At 63.8% G+C, this 18,169-nt stretch carries 20 protein-coding genes and 2 tRNA genes; 11 read left to right on the forward strand and 11 right to left on the reverse strand.

The annotated features are described in order from the left end of the window. Window positions 1-31 precede the first annotated feature (31 nt). The 9 genes from W823_RS58185 to W823_RS48570 all read right to left on the reverse strand — a co-directional run bounded on the left by W823_RS58185 (window position 32) and on the right by W823_RS48570 (window position 7,652). Window positions 32-181, reverse strand: a complete 150-nt coding sequence (locus tag W823_RS58185) for a hypothetical protein (protein WP_023960451.1) — start codon at window positions 179-181, stop codon at window positions 32-34. 5 nt (window positions 182-186) lie between these two features. Next, window positions 187-714, reverse strand: coding sequence for a P27 family phage terminase small subunit (locus W823_RS56755; RefSeq protein ID WP_023960455.1), 528 nt, complete (start codon window positions 712-714; stop codon window positions 187-189). Between the two features lie 780 nt (window positions 715-1,494). Next, the gene (locus W823_RS48550) at window positions 1,495-1,746 is read right to left on the reverse strand and encodes a hypothetical protein (protein WP_023960457.1); all 252 of its coding nucleotides are present in this window, start codon (window positions 1,744-1,746) and stop codon (window positions 1,495-1,497) included. A gap of 4 nt (window positions 1,747-1,750) precedes the next feature. Next, entirely contained in the window at window positions 1,751-2,011 is a 261-nt protein-coding gene (locus W823_RS48555; RefSeq protein WP_023960459.1) for a hypothetical protein, read from the reverse strand. Next, window positions 2,004-2,384: a WhiB family transcriptional regulator gene (locus W823_RS59690; RefSeq protein WP_369792652.1), complete on the reverse strand. Its 381-nt coding sequence runs from the start codon at window positions 2,382-2,384 to the stop codon at window positions 2,004-2,006. Before W823_RS59690 ends, W823_RS48555 begins: the two co-directional genes overlap by 8 nt. A 304-nt stretch (window positions 2,385-2,688) precedes the next feature. After that, window positions 2,689-4,089, reverse strand: a complete 1,401-nt coding sequence (locus tag W823_RS48560; RefSeq protein WP_023960461.1) for an AAA family ATPase — start codon at window positions 4,087-4,089, stop codon at window positions 2,689-2,691. Window positions 4,090-4,637: 548 nt separating this feature from the next. Beyond that, on the reverse strand, window positions 4,638-4,799 hold the full coding sequence (locus W823_RS57405; protein ID WP_081729848.1) for a helix-turn-helix domain-containing protein: 162 nt from the start codon (window positions 4,797-4,799) through the stop codon (window positions 4,638-4,640). Window positions 4,800-5,034: 235 nt separating this feature from the next. After that, window positions 5,035-6,234 (reverse strand): site-specific integrase, encoded by a 1,200-nt coding sequence (locus W823_RS48565; RefSeq protein ID WP_235189608.1) that lies wholly within the window; start codon window positions 6,232-6,234, stop codon window positions 5,035-5,037. Window positions 6,235-6,287: 53 nt separating this feature from the next. Next, entirely contained in the window at window positions 6,288-7,652 is a 1,365-nt protein-coding gene (locus W823_RS48570; protein WP_023960467.1) for a phenylacetate--CoA ligase family protein, read from the reverse strand. A 101-nt stretch (window positions 7,653-7,753) separates the two neighbouring features. Here W823_RS48570 and W823_RS48575 point away from each other — a divergent pair, with 101 nt between their 5' ends. The 7 genes from W823_RS48575 to W823_RS48605 all read left to right on the forward strand — a co-directional run bounded on the left by W823_RS48575 (window position 7,754) and on the right by W823_RS48605 (window position 13,078). Further along, window positions 7,754-8,152, forward strand: coding sequence for a DUF6188 family protein (locus W823_RS48575; RefSeq protein WP_023960469.1), 399 nt, complete (start codon window positions 7,754-7,756; stop codon window positions 8,150-8,152). 95 nt (window positions 8,153-8,247) lie between these two features. Then, a complete protein-coding gene (locus W823_RS48580) occupies window positions 8,248-8,805 on the forward strand; it encodes a PadR family transcriptional regulator (protein WP_030163788.1) in 558 nt (185 codons plus the stop codon). Window positions 8,806-8,846: 41 nt separating this feature from the next. Continuing rightward, complete coding sequence (locus W823_RS48585) at window positions 8,847-10,892, forward strand: NADPH-dependent 2,4-dienoyl-CoA reductase (RefSeq protein ID WP_023960473.1); 2,046 nt, start codon at window positions 8,847-8,849, stop codon at window positions 10,890-10,892. A gap of 24 nt (window positions 10,893-10,916) precedes the next feature. Next, window positions 10,917-11,423: a nitroreductase family deazaflavin-dependent oxidoreductase gene (locus W823_RS48590; protein ID WP_023960475.1), complete on the forward strand. Its 507-nt coding sequence runs from the start codon at window positions 10,917-10,919 to the stop codon at window positions 11,421-11,423. A gap of 27 nt (window positions 11,424-11,450) precedes the next feature. After that, a complete protein-coding gene (gene cmrA / locus W823_RS48595) occupies window positions 11,451-12,254 on the forward strand; it encodes a mycolate reductase (RefSeq protein WP_023960477.1) in 804 nt (267 codons plus the stop codon). 63 nt (window positions 12,255-12,317) lie between these two features. Then, window positions 12,318-12,917 (forward strand): oligoribonuclease, encoded by a 600-nt coding sequence (gene orn, locus W823_RS48600; protein ID WP_023960479.1) that lies wholly within the window; start codon window positions 12,318-12,320, stop codon window positions 12,915-12,917. Window positions 12,918-13,002: 85 nt separating this feature from the next. Next, window positions 13,003-13,078 (forward strand) — tRNA-His (locus W823_RS48605). Between the two features lie 463 nt (window positions 13,079-13,541). Here W823_RS48605 and W823_RS48610 read toward each other — a convergent pair. Further along, window positions 13,542-14,720: an Ig-like domain-containing protein gene (locus W823_RS48610; protein WP_023960481.1), complete on the reverse strand. Its 1,179-nt coding sequence runs from the start codon at window positions 14,718-14,720 to the stop codon at window positions 13,542-13,544. A gap of 235 nt (window positions 14,721-14,955) precedes the next feature. Between W823_RS48610 and W823_RS48615 the strand changes: the two genes are divergently transcribed. Both W823_RS48615 and W823_RS48620 read left to right on the forward strand, forming a co-directional pair. Beyond that, window positions 14,956-15,028: transfer RNA gene (locus W823_RS48615), tRNA-Lys, on the forward strand. A gap of 148 nt (window positions 15,029-15,176) precedes the next feature. Further along, on the forward strand, window positions 15,177-16,586 hold the full coding sequence (locus W823_RS48620) for a chloride channel protein (RefSeq protein ID WP_023960483.1): 1,410 nt from the start codon (window positions 15,177-15,179) through the stop codon (window positions 16,584-16,586). Window positions 16,587-16,608: 22 nt separating this feature from the next. On the opposite strand, the gene W823_RS48625 is transcribed toward W823_RS48620, so the two are convergent. Further along, entirely contained in the window at window positions 16,609-16,830 is a 222-nt protein-coding gene (locus W823_RS48625; protein WP_099385042.1) for a DUF3618 domain-containing protein, read from the reverse strand. Window positions 16,831-16,974: 144 nt separating this feature from the next. Between W823_RS48625 and bcp the strand changes: the two genes are divergently transcribed. Both bcp and W823_RS48635 read left to right on the forward strand, forming a co-directional pair. Beyond that, a complete protein-coding gene (bcp, locus tag W823_RS48630; RefSeq protein ID WP_023960487.1) occupies window positions 16,975-17,448 on the forward strand; it encodes a thioredoxin-dependent thiol peroxidase in 474 nt (157 codons plus the stop codon). Between the two features lie 18 nt (window positions 17,449-17,466). Then, the gene (locus tag W823_RS48635; RefSeq protein WP_081729851.1) at window positions 17,467-18,165 is read left to right on the forward strand and encodes a TetR/AcrR family transcriptional regulator; all 699 of its coding nucleotides are present in this window, start codon (window positions 17,467-17,469) and stop codon (window positions 18,163-18,165) included. The last annotated feature ends 4 nt before the right edge of the window (window positions 18,166-18,169 follow it).

Consider the following 18,169-nt stretch of genomic DNA (forward strand, 5'->3'; position numbering starts at 1 on the left):
AAGCGCCAGGCCCAATAGTCCAGGGCGGTGGTCATCGGAGCACGTCTCTGTGGCGTTGAGCGGCCCTCTCGCGCCGTCTGGCCTCGGCGGCGTCGTAGACGAAGCTGCCATCGCGGTGGCGGGCATCGGCCGACAATCGGAGCTGCGCGGGGTCTCGCCAGTCTGTGATGGTTTCTGCCATTGCACTCACCCCGCGAACGGGTTGCCGGTGCGGGTGACCGGATCCCACATGGTGTTTGGGTCGGCGGTATTGCCGGCGATGGCGGTTTGCCAGGCCGCCGCCTCGGCTTGCGGCGACAGACCGAGATGGTTGACGTAGCTCCGCAGCTCGGCCGACAGGCGCAAGAACGTGCGCACCTCGGGCGACTCTTCGCGCTTGGTGGTCTTGCCCCCGCCATTGTCCCGCCGCGTCACAGTCTGCGTAATCCCCTGCACTGCAAGTGCTTTGAGTGACGATTGCACCAGCGCGTACAGCTCGACGTACGCGTGCAACACGGCCAGATCCTCGGGTTTGAGCACCTTGAGTTCGGTGAGCGACCCCGCGACAATGCGGTCCCACTCGACCGACGCCGCCGTACTGAGATCCGCGGGTTTGGGCGGGGCCTCCCGTTCCGCCGGCGCCGCCGGGGTGATCGGCCGACCGCCGGAATCACGACCAACCTCACGGCCGCCGAGCACCCGCAGGTTCGGCGGCGTCCGCACTCCGCGTGGCATGTGTTCCCCTTCCGTGGTGGCCGGCCGCGCAGGTCGGGGAACGAACCGCGCGGCCGATCACCCCCATGGTACAACGACTGGTACATACCGCTGGCCGAAGCGGGACGGTTGGCCCCGCCGGGAATTCACTACAGCAAAGTGCCGTCCCAGCGGCGCTATCCCCCAGCGCCCACACAGGGCGATATTGGCGCTCAGTTGCCCCGTACCGCGCGATCAGGCCCGACCACCTCACCGATGGTCCCGAGGGCCGATATCGCAGCTCAGGGACGTGGCGCCTCCCTGGCGCTCAACGCCACCACGAGGGCCTCAGAGCCCTCACGGCGCGCCACCGCGGGCGTCACCAAGCCAGTGCCACAGGGCCGAGTACAGGGCCAGCAATCGCCGCTCTGCGGGCGTCTGAACTGCGCGTTTGTCACACTGTGGGCCGGAGTTGAGGCCGTAATTGCCGGCGGAGAGAGGGGGGTGAAATCCATTGGGACACTTGATGATTCCCACTTCGGCGCCGTTTGTGCAGGTCAGACCGGTTTACTATATTGAATCTTCGGAAATTGGGTGATCGTGAATCGGGCCGCCCCGGTCGGGGTTGCGACCCACGCCACCACATCGTGACGTGGCACCGACCGAGGCCACCCTCGAGATTACTTATCGGGTCGCGGAACCGTCTGCATCGTCGGACGGACACGGCCAGGGAATGTCTCGGAACTCGGGTAGGTAGCCGGCCCCGGCCTCGTGACCGCCGGCACCTTGACCAGCTTGGGCACCGTCGGCATCCTCGGCTTCTCACTCATCGTCATCACCTCTCGTGTCGTTCATCAGCTCCGTGTCAGCGATCATCTGTCGTAGCCCCGACACCGTGGCCCCGTCGTACTTATCTCCCATGAGGGTGAGCACCAGGGCCGCCAACGAGTCCGTTAGCGTCTCGTAGTCGTCACCGATCTCGGCGCGCACCGCCTCGAGCTGGGTGCGGTCGCCGGTGTCGAGCACGTTGGCCCACCCGATGCAGTACCGCAGTGCGCGCACTCGGTTGTCCACGCGGCTATCCACGATGTGCCCCGTCATCCTCGGCCAGGCGTGCCAACTCGACCCGCAATGATGCTCTGAGCACGTCGGGGTCGATAGGTTGTTGAGTGATCACGCGTTGCGCAAGGTCGGCGGCCACCGCAGCGATCATTGTCACCTCTGTCAGCTCATCGGCGACGGCCTCGAGTAACGCGCGGTCACCGGTATCAATCACGTCAAGGAAGGCGAGCACGAGCCGGATGGCAATTGCTTGCGAACTGGGTTGTTGATCATGCATGGTTTCGGTCTCCTATCTGGTGGTGTCTTTGTGTGGCTCTGTGTCGGCGTGAACGCACGGCGGCGGGTGATGTACCGATGCGGCGACCACCGGCGGTGTCGGCAGCTACAGACGTGTCTATGGCGGATCTGGGCCGCAGCACAGTCGATGCCGTCACCCCTGCCACTCGCGTGTTGCTCGACCACTCCCAACAGGCCGCACGAACCGGGCACGTCTGGCACACCTCGAGGGCCTGGCCGAAACGCTCGGGGGTCGGATCCTCATCGAACAGTTCAGACCGGCCAGTGCACGAGGCCCCCGCCAGATCCGTCGTCTCACGGAAGATGCGCGCCAGTAAGGCCACGGCCCCGTCGTATTCGTCTTGCCTCGTCATCGGTGACCCCTGCCCGTGGACGGTCTCGACCACGTGGTCAGTCGATAGCTGCCAGGCCGCCAGTCCCTAAAGGGCCTGGCAACCTGGCAACCTGGAAGTTGCCAGGTTGCCAACAGGTTAGTTGGCGACTTGGCAGCCTGGCGGCTTAGGGCCATAAGTGCTGGCAGGGGCCTATATCGAGGCTGCCAAGGGCAAAGCCGAGTCAGCCCGAAATTAAGTCGCCAACCGACCCTGGCGGCTACGGGTCGTAAATGGGGGTACCTGGCAGCCTCAATAACCTCACCCGTCACACCCGTAACTACCCTCACGGCGCCACCTCGGACGCGATTTCGAGGGCCTTGGTACTACCCCGCACCTTGACGTGACGGAGCTGGCCCCGACCAAGTAGCCGGCCGATTGCGTCATCGACCTCACTCCGACTGAACGTCACCTCGGTGCCGTCGATGCTGGCCGTGGCCGTCTGACGGTCGTAGTGCGATTTACCGCGCCGCGGCTCGGCGGTCACGTGCTCGAGCACCCACCGCTCTACCGCGGCCCCACGTTCGCCCTTGGTGGGCATCACGGTGGCGCGCATGGGGTCGACCGGTATCGGCACCAACGTGGTCGGCCAAATCCCGTTCGGGGTCACCGGCACCGACTTGAACGCAAACACCCGGTCAGTCCCGTGTTGACGGTGTTTTTGCTTGGTGTCGGTCATTACAACCTCGTCGGTGGTCTCACCAGTGAGCACGAACACCGAGTCGACGCCGCCCTCCCAGGCGGTCGCACCTCGAGCGGCATTGGCCGCCGCATCGGTCGTGCCCTTGGGCGGGTGGTGCAGAGCCATCACGGCGGCACCGGTGCGATCCCGTAGGTTCTCGGCCTTGGCCAGCGCCACGGCGGCGTCGGAGTTGCTGTTCTCATCGAGGCCGGCCATCGCTCGAGCGAGTGTGTCAACGACCACGAGATCGGGGCCGTACTCGATGGCCAGCTCGGTCAAGTCATCCCACGCGGCACTCATAAACGGCACCGAGCCGTCAATCACGAGACACCGTTCATCGAGTTGCCGCTCGGCCACGTTGTGCGCGCTGGCCCACCCCTCGAGCCGGATTCCCATGGCCAACTCGCCACCCTCGCCGCACACGTACAGAACACGGCCACGAGACGGACGGGTGGGCCGGTTGCACCACGAGATCCCGAACGCCACCGATAGCGCCATGTCGAGGGCTAGGAACGTTTTTCCGACGTTGCGCAACCCGACCATGAGAGACACACCCCCGCCATCGAGCACCCCCTCGATCAACGCCGGTGGCGGTGTGGCGCGCATGAGTTCACTCGGCGTACGTGCTCGGTCGCGCACTGACCGAACACCCGCCTCGTCGGCTTTCATTCGGGTTGCGGCCTCCCGAGCACGGTCGGCGCCGAGCACCCGCGGCAGTTGCCGTTCGTACTCCCGTTGCACGGCCACCTCGAGAGCATCGGCCGCCAGCTCGGCCGACCGCGCCGCCCATTCCTCACGCTCACGGTCGGCCACCGCCGACCACGACAACCGGTCGGGCACACCGGTCATAGCTGCGATCCACCGCGGCACCTCGCCAGGCGTCTCACTGAGCGCAATCTCTTCCTCGATGAGTTCGCGCACGTTGTACGGCGTGCTCGAGTAGTCGATCCCCGCCGGTATCTCATCGACGTTGCCGGCCCACGTGGACCAATCAAATGCGGTCACCGCTGCCCACCTCGTCGGCGTAGGGCACGGCGCGCGGTCCGATTGTGCTGACGCACGTACGGGCACGCCGGCGCGTGCTCGATGTGCCACACCGCCACCTGTTCAGTCGGGTGCGAGACCCGTAACGAGGCATCGCACGACGGGCACGGCGGCGACGGCACCGCACCCGGCACCAACAGTTCGGCAAGGCCGGTCATCGCGCCACCGCCTTGGCACACTTGCACTTGCGGACATAGAGCCACGTGGACGGGTCCGCGAACGCCTCGATCACGAGGTCGGCCTCACGGCACCGCTGGCACCGTGGCAACGCGTGCCAACGGCCTCGAGTTTGATAATCTGAAAACACGACAGAACCTCGTTCACTTATCGAGTAATTATGTTGTGTTTCCTTGGCGGGGAACGAACTTGAGGCGGGCTCGACACTTCGGTGTCGGGCCCGTTTTGGTTGACGGACAGGGGTTCTCATCTGATCACCCACGTAACAATCTGAACGGTGCACATCAAGACATAGACGGCGCACGCGGACCACCATTGGCGGGCGGTGGTGATCACCGGGGCCCTGGCTGAATCGGGGTCATCACGGATTCGAGATCGCCTCGGCGCACACGGATTTGATGGTCACCAACGCGCACCGCCGGGAGTTTGCCGGTGGAGATCCACCGGCGAACGGTGATGACGGACATCCCGAGTTCGTCGGCTACCTCGGCCATAGACAAAAGTTGTTTCACTGGATTGGTCACTTTCGCAAAACGAGGGACAGGGACTAGCTAGCGGTTCCGTGGCGTTTCGTTTGCGTGACCGGAGCCGAGCGGCTCCACCTCGAGTGAGGATGCGGGGGCGTCAGCCCGCGTGCTGATTACTGTTTACTGCTTCCGGTGGCTCATGTCAACTAACGACAGATCGGGCATATTACTGTGCCCCTTGATATTTCGGGCACAATAAGGCTCAATCCCCAGTCGCTAACCGACTCATGCGCGCGGCGATTTCGGCGTCGCGGCCCGCGGCAACATGCTGGTACTTGAGCGCCATCGACGGCGTCGTGTGGCCGATGCGGTGCATAAGTTCGGCCACGGTGGCGCCCGACTGCGCCGCGAGAACGGCCCCGGCATGGCGCAGATCGTGCACCCGAAGTTCTGGTTTTCCGATCTTCGCCCGCGCGGGATTGAACACCTTGCGGTAGTCCCACTCACCAACGTGCTCACCGTCCGCGGTCGAGAACAGCAACGCGTCGTTATGGCGGCCTGTATGCCTCGACAGGTGAGTTTTGAGCGCCGGCCGGATATGTGGCGGTACGACGACCGTTCGCACCCCTGCCGTCGTCTTGGGCGTGTCAACGCGGAACTCACCATCTCGATACGTGACCGCCCTCGATACCGCAATGGTCCCGGCTTCGAGGTCCACGTCACCGCGGCGCAGCTCGAACAACTCACCTCGACGCAAACCGCACCATCCCATCAACAGCACCGACGTGCGCCAGCGGGCCGGCATCGCCGCCGCCAGTGCAGCAAGTTCCTTGGCGTCGAGCACGATGGGTTCGCGCGACCGCTTAGCGTGCATCGCCTTCTCAATGCGGCAGGGGTTGGCGTCGATAATCTCGTCCACTACCGCGGTGCGCATCACGGCGTGCAGCAATTGGTAGGCATGCGACTTGCGGGTGGCCCCGGTCGCCAATCCGGCGTGCCACGTACGAACGGCGGCGGGGGTGAGCTTGGTGAGTTCGACAGCACCAAGTACCGGCTCAATGTGCAGTCGCAACAGATCGTTGTACAGGGCCCGCGTACGTGGCTTCACGTCGCGCTGATCAATCCATTGCCGCGCGTAGGCGCCCAAGGTGGTGCCCCGGGCGGCTTCGGCGGTCGGTGGCCGCCACGTCCCTAGGTCGATCTTGCGACGTTCCGCCGAGATCCACCCCTCGGCGTCCAGTTTCGCGGCGTAGGTGGTGGGTGCCGCGTAGCGCACACCATCGGTGGCGATATAGCTGGCGCGCCATCGCCCCGAGGGCAGCTTCTTGATCGTGCCGAATGATCTCCGTGCCGCCATATCGTTCCCTAACCGTTCCCTACCGATGAGTGCCAACGATAGATCACGATAGGTCACGACCGATATAAGTGCAGCTAAGACGTTATCGGCGCAGGATGTGGGCACTGGCTAAACAGGTTCGAGTCCTGCCGGGGGCACCGAGATCTGATGTCGTATGTTCACTGCGACACCACTCGCAGATATTTGCCCCCCGGGCTCTGCCGCGGCAATTCTCCGGTGTCGAAGACCGTCACTTCCGGAACGCCCCGCTCGACGAAGAATGTCGTCAGTCCGGCCACCATCTCCGCAGCGACCACCGCACGGTCATCACCTGCGACCGGGCGAACACGCACTCCGACCCTGGTCGCAGACTCCCGCACGAATTGGTACTGGGCCCAGCGGGTCACGGCACCGAGCGCACCGCCGATCTCCGAGGGAGCGAACTCCCTCACCCCGCCCGACGATTCGACATGGAGGAACTCGGCGACGCGGCCGGACACCCGAAACGCCGGAAGGCGGTTGCCGCACTCACAGGCATCCGATTTCATGGTGATGCTGTCGCCCAGCTGGTACCGGATGATCGGTTGCACCCGACGGAACAGGGTCGTCAGCAACACCGAGTGTGATGCGACGCCGGGGGCCGTGGGTCTCCCGTCTCGGTCGATCGGTTCGAGAACAACCCAGTCGGCGTTCAGGTGTTGCCAGCCCAGGCCGCATTCGCGTGCGATGAACATGCATTCGTTGGCCCCGTAACTGTTGACCACCGGCGCCTGCCAGGCATCACGAAGTCGCTTCGCCATCTCTGGGGTCATCCCCTCGGCAATCGGGCGCACGATGACCGGCCTGATGTGCAATCGTCGTCGAGCCTGTTCTTCGGCGAGAAGCAGCAACGTGCTCGAATAACCGCTCAGCACAGCGGGATCGAAGGCGTTGAGCTGGTCGACGAGCTCACCGATGGGGGTGTCCACCGGAAGCAATCTCGCCAACTGCCTTTCTCCGGCCTGGACCTGCTGACGGGCGAGCAGAGCCCGCGCCATGTGGTGACCGCTCGTCGCCGCGATCACGGCGGTGCGGCGGCCACGTCGGAGGAACCGCGCGGTCTCGACCACAGACATCCTGCGTTCCCGCGTGCCCAGTGCCCGCGTGACACGAAATGCGAACTCCTCGGTGACGAAATAGCCGACATGCCCGGTGGTGCCCGACGTGGTCGTCACGAGGTAGTCGCCGAGGAACGCCGAACCTGCCGAGGCCTGGTCGCCGACAAACTTCTGTACGCCATCCAGAGTCACCCGCGGATCGGTCACCCATTCGTCGAAGGAGTCCATCAGCTCGGTTTTCGACGTGATCGGCAAGTCCGTGATGGTCGCGCCGGACCAGGGAAGATCCCGGTAGAGTCGGCCGAAATACGGTGAGTGTTGCCGGACGTGTGCGACGAGCTCGTCGAGTCGTCGCCGTTGTCTTTCGTCGATCCCATCGGGTGCTCCACGCACCGCATTGCGTATGTCGCGTTGCAATGCCTTCAGATCGTCATCCAGCTCAGTCACGAATCGACACTGTCACGAGCGACTGCTGACCGGCGTTCTTCTTGCCTAACTCGCGTATGTGCGCGACAGTCGAGTGTGACGTACACCACTTGGAGGTAGCCGTGCACCTGTGGATACAAGGCCATCACGTCGAACGACTCACATTCGACGACAACTTGACGTTCTTCTTCGACGGTCACTGCGAGCTGGTGTTGTGGTCGCCTTTCTCACTGACCTCACCACCCATCGGAGGACGAGGGATCGACCACGACGACATCGATCCGGCCAACGTGATCCCCGAGCAACGTCCCTTGTTCACCATGCTGGGCAGCAGATGCTCGGTGGCCGAATGCACTGACAACGGGGACCTGCACATGGAGTTCGGCGACGGCAGCAGCATCGACGTTCCGGCAGACCCGGGAGGGCCGTCGTGGGAGCTGTTCGCGAAACGGCAGGGGTACGCAACGTGCGAGCGGTCCGGTGAAATCCGCGTGATCGAGCACCATCACGCCGCCCACTGAACGGCAGGCAGCGCCTGTTTCACAGTTCAGACCTAGTAGAAACTGGCATATGAACACTGTTGCATAGCGCGCAGTTGCACAGGTATGGTGCTGACGTGGCACTCGAACACGCGATCATGACCTCGCTTGCCGAGCGTCCGGGCACCGGTTACGAAATCGGGCAACAGTTCACCCGGTCCATCGGCCATTTCTGGTCGGCCACACATCAGCAGATCTATCGGACGCTCAAAAAGCTGCACACCGACGGTCTGGTGAGCTTCGAATCCGTTGCGCAAGACGGCCGACCGGACAAAAAGGTCTACACGCTGTCAGCCAAAGGGCGTGTGGCGCTGAGGGAGTGGGTCAGCTCCCCCACCGAACCTCAGCAGCTACGCGACGAACTGGGCGTCAAGATCAGGGCCGCCGAGTTCGGCAACCTACCCGGACTCATCGCAGAACTGAAGCGCCATCGCGACCTGCACGAAGGCAGGCTGAGGCTCTACCAGGAATTCGAGAAGAACGACTACCCCGACCCCGACGCCCTCAACTTCCGCAAGCTCAAGCAATACCTGGTCTTGCGCGGCGGAGTGCGTATCGAGATCGGGTTCATCGAGTGGTGTGACGAAGTGATCGGCGCGTTGAGCGCTCAGCTCGACGAACCACCCAGCAACTGAAAGCGTCGCGGCCAGCCCCCGTGACAAGAAAGGTTCCACCCATGACCAACCCGTACCCAAAGCTGTTCGAGCCGTTGACCATCAACAAGGTCGAACTCAAGAACCGCGTCATCATGGGCTCCATGCACACCGGTTTGGAGGATCGCCTCTGGGACGTCGACAAGCTCGCCGCCTACTACGCCGAACGAGCCAAAGGCGGTGCGGCACTGATCATCACCGGAGGAATCGCACCGACCCGTGCGGGCCTGCTGTCGCCGTTCGCGGGCAAACTCACCAACAAGCTCGACGTGATCCGCCACCGACGCCTCACCAGTGCGGTGCACAAAGAGGGCGGCAAAATCGCGATGCAGGTGCTGTACGCCGGCCGGTACGGGTACACACCGTTGAAGTTCAGTGTCAGCTGGGAAAAGTCGCCGGTGCACCCGTTTCAGCCGATCAAGATGAACGATGCCCTCATCAAACATGCGATCTGGTCGTACGGGCGCTGCGCGAAGCTTGCTCGCGAAGCAGGTTACGACGGTATCGAGATCATGGGCGGCGAGGGTTACCTGCTCAACACCTTCCTGTGCAAGCGCACCAATGACCGCACCGACAAATGGGGCGGTAGCACCGAGAACCGCCAGCGCATCGTCGTGGAGATCGTCAAAGAGATCCGTAAACGAGTTGGCCCCGACTTCATGGTGATCATGCGCCAGTCCATTGCCGATCTCGTCAAAGACGGCCAGACGTGGGACGAGATCGCCTTGCTGGCACGCAAACTCGAAGAGCACGGTGTCGACGCGATCAACACCGACATCGGGTGGCACGAAGCGCAGGTACCCACCATCGTGACGTCCGTTCCCCGCGGTGCATTTGTCAGCTACACCGAGCGCCTGCGCGAAGAGGTGTCGATTCCGCTCATCGCATCCAATCGCATCAACACCCCCGAACTCGGCGAGCAGATCCTCGAGGGTGGACGAGTCGATGCCATCTCGATGGCGCGTCCTCTACTGGCCGACCCCGAGTTCGCCAACAAGGCGGAGGCCGGGCGGGCCGCCGAGATCAACACGTGCATCGCCTGCAATCAGGCGTGCCTCGACCACGCGTTCGTCGGCAAGAAGGTGTCATGTCTGGTCAATCCCCGCGCAGGACGCGAGACAACGCTGACGCTCGGCACCACCCGTAAGTCCAAGCGCGTCGCCGTGGTGGGTGCTGGACCGGCCGGACTCTCGGCGGCAGTCTCCGCCGCACAGCGGGGGCACGAGGTGCACCTGTACGAGGCGGGAGAGCACATCGGCGGCCAATTCTCGATCGCAGCACGGATTCCCGGGAAAGAAGAGTTCTCCGAGACCATCCGATACTTCACAGCTCAGCTCGAGGCGACCGGTGTGCACGTCCACCTGAACACCTGGGTCAGCGCTGAAGAACTGATCGACGAGAAGTTCGACGATGTGGTCGTGGCGACCGGCGTCACTCCGCGCATGCCCGACATCCCCGGTATCGACCACCCCAAGGTGATGTCGTACGCGGAGGCTGTGCTCGGCCACAAGACAATCGGAAAGACCGTTGCTGTCATCGGCGCCGGCGGTATCGGCTTCGACCTCACCGAATTCCTCACCGTCGACGACTCCCCCACCCTGAACGTCAAGGAATGGGCAGAAGAGTGGGGCATCACCGACGACCTGGGCGTGCCGGGGTTTGTCGGCAAACCGCGTCCCACCCCTGCTGCCCGCACGGTGTACCTCGTGCAGCGCAAATCGGGACGGCAAGGTAAATCGCTGGGCAAGACCTCAGGCTGGGTGCACCGTGCCACTGTCAAGATGAAAGGCGTCGAGCAGATCTCCGGCGCCAATTACGACAAGATCGACGATGCAGGTCTGCACCTGAGTTTCGCTCCGAAAGAGGAAGGCGGCGAGCGCACCACGCGTGTGCTCGGCGTCGAGACCGTGGTGGTGTGTGCCGGTCAGGAGTCGGTGCGCGAGCTCGTCGACCCGCTGACCGTCGCGGGTGTGAGCACCCACGTCATCGGCGGCGCCGATGTGGCCGCTGAACTCGACGCGAAACGGGCGATCCGCCAGGGCACCGAGGTCGCCGCAAGTATCGTCTGAAGCCAAACCACGAGGGGTGAAGCCGTGACCGCACCATTTCCCGACAGGCGTTGGGGCTCGAGTAGCTCGCCGCTGAACCGGGTCATGTTCGCGGTGGCGGCCACCTCACCCGGAACGTGGTTGGCACGCAAGATGATTCCGCTGGACCGGCGACTTCTGATCCGTAGCAGAGGACGGTTCACCATCGCCGGTCCGGTCGGGGCCCCCACCATGTTGCTGACGACCATCGGCGCGAAGAGCGGGCAACACCGGGTATCGCCCCTTCTCTACTACCGCGAGGACCCCGACCTTTACGTGGTCGGGTCCAACTTCGGACAGGCTCACCATCCCGCCTGGACGGCGAACCTCCTCGCGAACCCCGCGGCGTCGGTGAACATCGACGGAACCGAGATCGCGGCGACTGCCACGCTTGTCGAGGGCAGCGAGAAGGAACGCCTCTATCGCGAGTTCGAAAAAGTGGCGCGCAATTACGCGATCTATCGCAGCAAGACCTCGCGAGACATCCGCATGTTCCGGCTGTCGGCCATCTGAAGGCATCCTCCCGATACGATCGGCGCCATGCCTATCCCCCATCCGACACCGTCAGCCAGGGCAGTCGTCACCGGCGCATCGTCGGGTATCGGCGCAGCACTCGCGACCGAGCTCGCCCGACGCGGGCACTCCCTGATCTTGGTTGCCCGCCGCGAGGAAATCCTCACCGCGACCGCGACCGAGTTGCGCGCGACGTTCGGCGTCGAGGCGGAGGTGCGTGCCACCGACCTCTCTGATCCGACCGCGACCGACACCCTCTGCAACGAGCTCCGCGACCGTGAAATCTCCATCTTGTGCAACAACGCGGGCATCGCCACCTTCGGACCGTTGTCCGAGCTGGACCCAGAATACGAGCGGGCACAGGTGAGGCTCAATACCGTTGCGGTGCACGACCTCACACTCGCGGTTCTGCCGCAGATGGTGCAACGCAAAGCCGGCGGGATCCTCATGGTCGGTTCGGCGGCGGGCAACATGCCGATCCCGAACAACGCCACCTATGCGGCAACCAAGGCGTTTGTGAACACCCTCTCCGAATCGGTCCGGGGTGAGGTGGCAGACCAAGGTGTGCACGTGACTCTGCTGGCGCCGGGACCTGTGCGTACCCACACTCCGACGCCCGAAGAGGCAAGCATCGTCGATCGTGTGGTCCCCGACTTCATGTGGAACTCGAGCGAGTCAGTGGCGAAACTCAGCCTCGACGCCCTGGAGCGAAACAAGATGCGCGTGGTCCCCGGGGCGCTCTCCAAGGCGATGTCGGTTGCCGGTGGCTACACCCCCCGAAAGTTCACCGCACCGATCGTCGGCTCGTTCTATCGCAAGCTCGGCGACTAGGTTCGCCCCGGGCGGGCGCAGGTCAGGGCATGACGCCACGAACCGCTCAACTAGGGTTGTGGGGTGCAAGACAAACTTGTGTGGATCGACTGCGAGATGACCGGGCTGCAATTGCGCAGCGACAAGCTCATCGAGATCGCAGCCCTGATCACCGACAGCGAACTCAACATCATCGGTGACGGCGTCGACGTGGTCATCCACGCCGACGACGACGCCCTGGCGGCCATGCCTGCGGTGGTGAAGAAGATGCATGCAGCATCCGGACTCACCGAAGAAGTGCGTGCGTCCACCGTGACCATCGAGCAGGCGCAGAAGCAGGTCCTCGACTACCTGCGCAAGCACATCGACACCGCCGGCGCAGTCCCCCTTGCCGGCAACTCGATCGCCACCGACCGCGGCTTCATCGCCCGGGACATGCCCGAACTCGACGCGTACCTGCACTACCGGATGGTCGACGTCAGTTCGATCAAAGAGCTGTGCCGCCGGTGGTACCCGCGCATCTACTTCGGGCAGCCAGAGAAGGGCCTGGCACACCGTGCGTTGGCCGATATCCGGGAATCGATTCGGGAGCTCAAGTACTACCGGGCAACAGCGTTTGTCGCCCCTCCTGGGCCCGAATCGTCGGCCATCGAGGAAGTGACCAAAACGCTCGGTCCGGCCTGATGGCGACAGGCCGGGTAACCGATTGGAATTCCGGACCGGCGAGCCGCTAGAGTAAGTTCCTGGTTCCGCTAACGCGGAACCGATGGTGGGCGTAGTTCAGTTGGTAGAGCACCAGATTGTGATTCTGGCTGTCGCGGGTTCGAGTCCCGTCGTCCACCCCAACACGAGGGCCGGTGTGAGCGCTGACTGCGCAAGCACCGGCCTTTGTATTTCCAGTCGTTCTCGACCGCTGCCGACGTCGTACCGTCGGGCGGCCATATCTTCGCCGCGATATTGATCTTCCGCTCGCCTCGTCACTCAGACTGTCCACCAGGACAACTCGGTGGCGTGCGGCTGCCTCCGACCCTCGCTGACATCACAGCGCCACGGATACGGGCCCGGAGAAGGCCGAGAAGGCCGCGGGTCGGCCTCTCACGTACGAGTTGCCCTGAGGAGGACAGGGCTGGCGTCGTCCGGTCCGTGGTCCACATGGCCGTCACCGAGTGCGAGCCACCGCTTGGCCTGGGCCTGGCAGCTCCGACGACGCAGGCGCGCGGTAGGACTACCCTCGCGCGAAGCGATCACCAGGCGGGCTCACGCCTCGGAGTCGATCCAGCCGTCCCCATAACGGGGACGCGTTGAGCCTCAGGCGTTGCCCTGCTTCCACGTTTCCCACGGAATGTTCCAGTCACCGAGGCCGTCGGTACCCGACAGCTCGGGACCCACAGTGTTCTTCACGGTGATGACGTCGCCTCGCAACGAATTCTGAACCCACCACAGAGCATTCTCTGGGCTGACGTTCAGGCATCCGTGGCTCGTGTTCTCGCTGCCCTGCGCGTACACCGACCACGGCGCGGAGTGGATGTAGATTCCGCTCCACGACATCTGGGTGGCGTAGTCGACGTCCAGCCGGTAACCGGCTGGAGAATTGACGGGGACACCGTAGGTGGACGAATCCATCACGATGCGGTCGAGACGATCACCGATGATGTACGTGCCGTTGTCGGTGGGCGTGGAATCCTTGCCCATCGACGTCGGCATCGTCTTGATGACCTTGCCGTTCTCCGTGATGGTGATGGTCTTGGTGTTGTCATCGGCGGTGGCGATGAGCTCGCGACCGATCGTGAACTTGGTCTTCAGGTTTTCTTGGCCGAAGAGACCGTCACCCAGATCGATGCCGTACGTGTTGACCGCGACATCGACCTTGGTGCCGGGCTTCCAGAATTGCGCCGGGCGCCAACGTAATTCGGTGTCACTGAGCCAGTAGAAGCCACCCTCGGTAGGTGGGTCGGTACGGACCGTGATCGCGTCCTGCGCAGCCTTGCGGTTGGGGATCGCCTCATCGAATCGGATGGAGACCGGCATCCCTACGCCGACAGTCGAATTGTCCTCTGGCAGCAGATAGGCCTGGGTGAGGTTGTTGGGCGAACTCGTGGTGAACGAGGTGGTCGCCTTGGTGCTTCCACCGATGCCCTTGGCGTCAGCGGTCAGCGTGTAGGTCTTGTTGTAACCGAACGACCCGGGGGCCACGGTCCAGCTCTTCTTGTCAGGCGACAGCGTGCCCGGCACCGGTGCGCCCGCCGAGTTGGTGATCTGGACGTCGGTGAGACGCCCGTCGCTGGCGGTGACCTTCACGGGCGCACCGGGCGAGAACCCCACATCACCGTCGACCACCGGCTTGTCCGCGAAACCGGTGATCTTCACCGCCGGCTGCAGGAGATCGTCGAACGGTGTGGTGCTGACAACCTGATCGCTGTACTTGGGCGTCGGGGCATCGGAGGCACACGCCGACATCACCGCGGCGAGTGCGATCAGGAAAACCATGAAAACAGTGGACTTTCGAGCCCCTTGTCCTACCGAGGTCTGCGTGAACCCCATCACACTCCAAACATCCCCTCAAGCCCACGAGTGGGCACCAAACAACTGAGGAGAGTCTACGGGCAATATGTGACGGACAGGAAACGCGACGAGCGGTCAAAACCGACCGTTTCCGCCCCTGCGACCACGCGATTTTCGTTTTCCGCATGAGGCCTGCTAACGTTCCAAGTCGCAACAACGCGCGCCATTAGCTCAATTGGCAGAGCAGCTGACTCTTAATCAGCGGGTTCGGGGTTCGAGTCCCTGATGGCGCACTTCTCGGATTGACTGCACCACTTCAATTCCTGCTCGGGCCGCCACGGCCAAAGATCATTTGAACAATCGACAGCCACCTGGCCGGTCGCACGTCATCGATCGTCAACTGTCACACCTGGACACGCTCTTCCCATTACTGTCATCCCAATGACGCGAGGGGCTGCTGTCGTAGCGCTCGGCGCCAGAATCGGTAGCCGACTCGAACGCTCGAGCTATGCCGTCCGGTGGCTGGTCTTGGGCATCTCCATCGGTGTGGTCGCCGGACTCGGCGCGGTGGTCTTCTTCGAAATGCTCGAGCTGGCCGGCCGACTCCTCCTGGAGGGCCTCGGCGGCTACGAACCTCCCCAGGCCGGGCGCGACGGCGACACGGGCCACTCAGACGGTTTCAGCCGGCCCTGGGCGATCCCCCTCGTCGTCGCCGGCGGCGCGCTTGCTTCGGCAGTTCTCGTCGCACGGTTGGCACCGGAGGCAGAAGGACACGGCACCGATGCCGCAATAGAGGCCGTCCATTCCGGTCCGCGCAGCATCCGGATGCGGGCGGTGGGGGTGAAGATGGTCGCGAGCGCGTTGACCATCGGATCCGGCGGCTCTGCGGGCCGGGAAGGACCGGCAGCACAGATCTCCGCAGGATTCGGATCGTTGTTCACGCGATGGCTGAATCTGACCGACGACAACGGCCGAATCGCGGTAGCGATCGGGATCGGATCAGGCATCGGGGCAATCTTCGGAGCGCCTCTGGGTGGCGCGGTGCTGTCGGGAGCCATCCTGTACCGCAACGACTTCGAGTTCCGGACGCTCATCCCCGGGTTGATCTCGTCTGTCACCGCCTACAGCGTGTTCGGCTCGGTCGAGGGCTACGAGCCGCTGTTCGGATTCGTCGCCGACGACTACAGATTCGAGACACCCACGCAGCTCATCTGGTTCGCCGTGATCGGACTACTCGCGGGCGGCGTGGGGATTCTGTACAGCCGCTTCTTCTACGGCACAGTCAGCGTGTTCGCCCGCTTGCCCGGCAACCGGATCGTCAAACCCGCCGTCGGCGGTCTCCTGGTGGGCCTGCTCGCCCTGGCGATGCCCGAGATACTGGGCAGCGGGTACGGCTGGGTGCAGGAAGCGATGAGCGCGCAGACACTGGCCTCGATGCCGCTGTGGATCGTGCTGGCACTCCCCTTCGCCAAAATCCTCGCGACCTCGTTGTCGATCGGATCCGGCGGTGCCGGAGGCATCTTCGGTCCGGGCATGGTGATCGGCGCGTTCGTCGGCGCTGCGGTGTGGCGACTGATGGAGCCGTTCGCGCCCGGCGTCCCCGAGGCGCCGGCGGCGTTTGTCATCGTCGCGATGATGGCCTGCTTCGGCGCCATCGCCCGAGTGCCCGTAGCGGTGATGCTGATGGTGGCCGAGATGACCGGCGGCTACACCCTGCTCCCCGGCGGGATGGTCGCCGTGGGTATCGCCTACCTGCTGGTGTTGCGGAGCGGGGACTCGATCTATCGCGCTCAGCGCGAGGACCGGGAAGCGGCTTCGGTCGAGCGGTCGGGGTCCCGGCCGCTCGACTGAAGCTGATCAGTCAGTCAGATGCTCAGGAGACGATCTTCTTGATGACGATCGCGACCACGACGACTCCGACCGCGATCAACGTTCCCGCAACCGCCGGCTTCTGGAGGGTCACGAGCGCGGTGGCTTTGGCATCTTCGGCCAGCCGCTGGGGATTGGCGCGAGTCGCAAGGGCGTCCAGGGTCTCGGCGAGTTCGTCGCGGGCCCGTTCGATCTCGCGCTCGATGTCGTCGGTATCGCGTCCCACAAGGTCCTCCATCGGTGAAGTCCACTCCCCGCGCTCGTACGAAGGCGCGGAGCGGCCGGTCAGTTCTCGGACTCTACGGTAGTTCACAGTCCGGGTTGCCAGTGTTCCGCCACACGGATTGCGTCCTCGGCTAGCCTGAACCCGATGACTGAGAACACACGACTCGCAGTGGGCGACAAGGCCCCAGGCTTTTCCCTGCCAGACGCCGACGGGAACACTGTCTCGCTCGACGACTATCGGGGACGTCAGGTGATCGTCTATTTCTACCCCGCTGCCAGCACTCCGGGCTGCACCAAGCAGGCCTGCGACTTCCGTGACAACTTGGGCGAGCTGAACGACGCGGGTGTCGAGGTGATCGGCATTTCTCCGGACAAGCCCGCAAAACTGGCCAAGTTCCGCGACGCGGAGGAGCTGACGTTCCCGCTTCTGTCCGACCCGGATAAGGCAGTCCTCACGGCCTGGGGTGCGTTCGGTGAGAAGAAGATGTACGGCAAAACTGTCACCGGAGTGATCCGATCCACCTTTCTGGTGGATGCCGAGGGCAAAATCGCTGTGGCACAGTACAACGTGCGCGCCACAGGGCACGTGGCGAAACTTCGCCGCGACCTCTCGGTCTAGCCGAAGCGACCTGTGGCCATGGCCCAGCGGCAGTCCGGTACCGGCACCGGGGATTCCGGCGCCCTCAAGACCGGTGCCTCTCGGTTGCTCAGTTCCGAACCACTCGTTCCGCGCAAACGGCCCACACAGCAACGCAGCCAACTGCGGTTCGATGCGATGCTTGCCGCTGCGCGCGACCTGCTGATCGAGGTGGGCTTCGAGTCGCTGACGTGTGAGCACATCGCCCAGCGCGCCGACGTCCCGATCGGGACGCTGTATCAGTACTTCGCGAACAAGTACGTCGTGGTCTGCGAACTCGATCGAGAAGACGCTGCTGGGGTACAGAGCGAACTGGCCAGATTTGCCGCGGAAGTTCCGTCTCTGGACTGGCCTCGCCTACTAGAGAAGTTCATCGATCACCTGGCGCAACTGTGGCACGACGATCCGTCTCGACGCGCGGTGTGGCTCGCTGTGCAGTCGACGCCTGCCACTCGCGCCACCGCCACCGTGCACGAGCGTGCGCTGGCGGAATTGGTCGCGCGGATCATCGCCCCGCTGACCCCCGATCGCAGGCGCCGGGCGCTGATGTCCGAACTCCTGGTGCACACGGCGTACTCGCTGCTCAGCTTCTCGGTGCAAGAAGGGCAGAACCACTCCGCGACGGTCACCGAACTCAAGCGCATGCTGGGACGCTACATGCTCTTGGAAGATCCCGAGAACAACCGCAACGCACAGTGATTCA

The sequence above is a fragment of the Williamsia sp. D3 genome (assembly GCF_000506245.1).
Taxonomy (GTDB): domain Bacteria; phylum Actinomycetota; class Actinomycetes; order Mycobacteriales; family Mycobacteriaceae; genus Williamsia; species Williamsia muralis.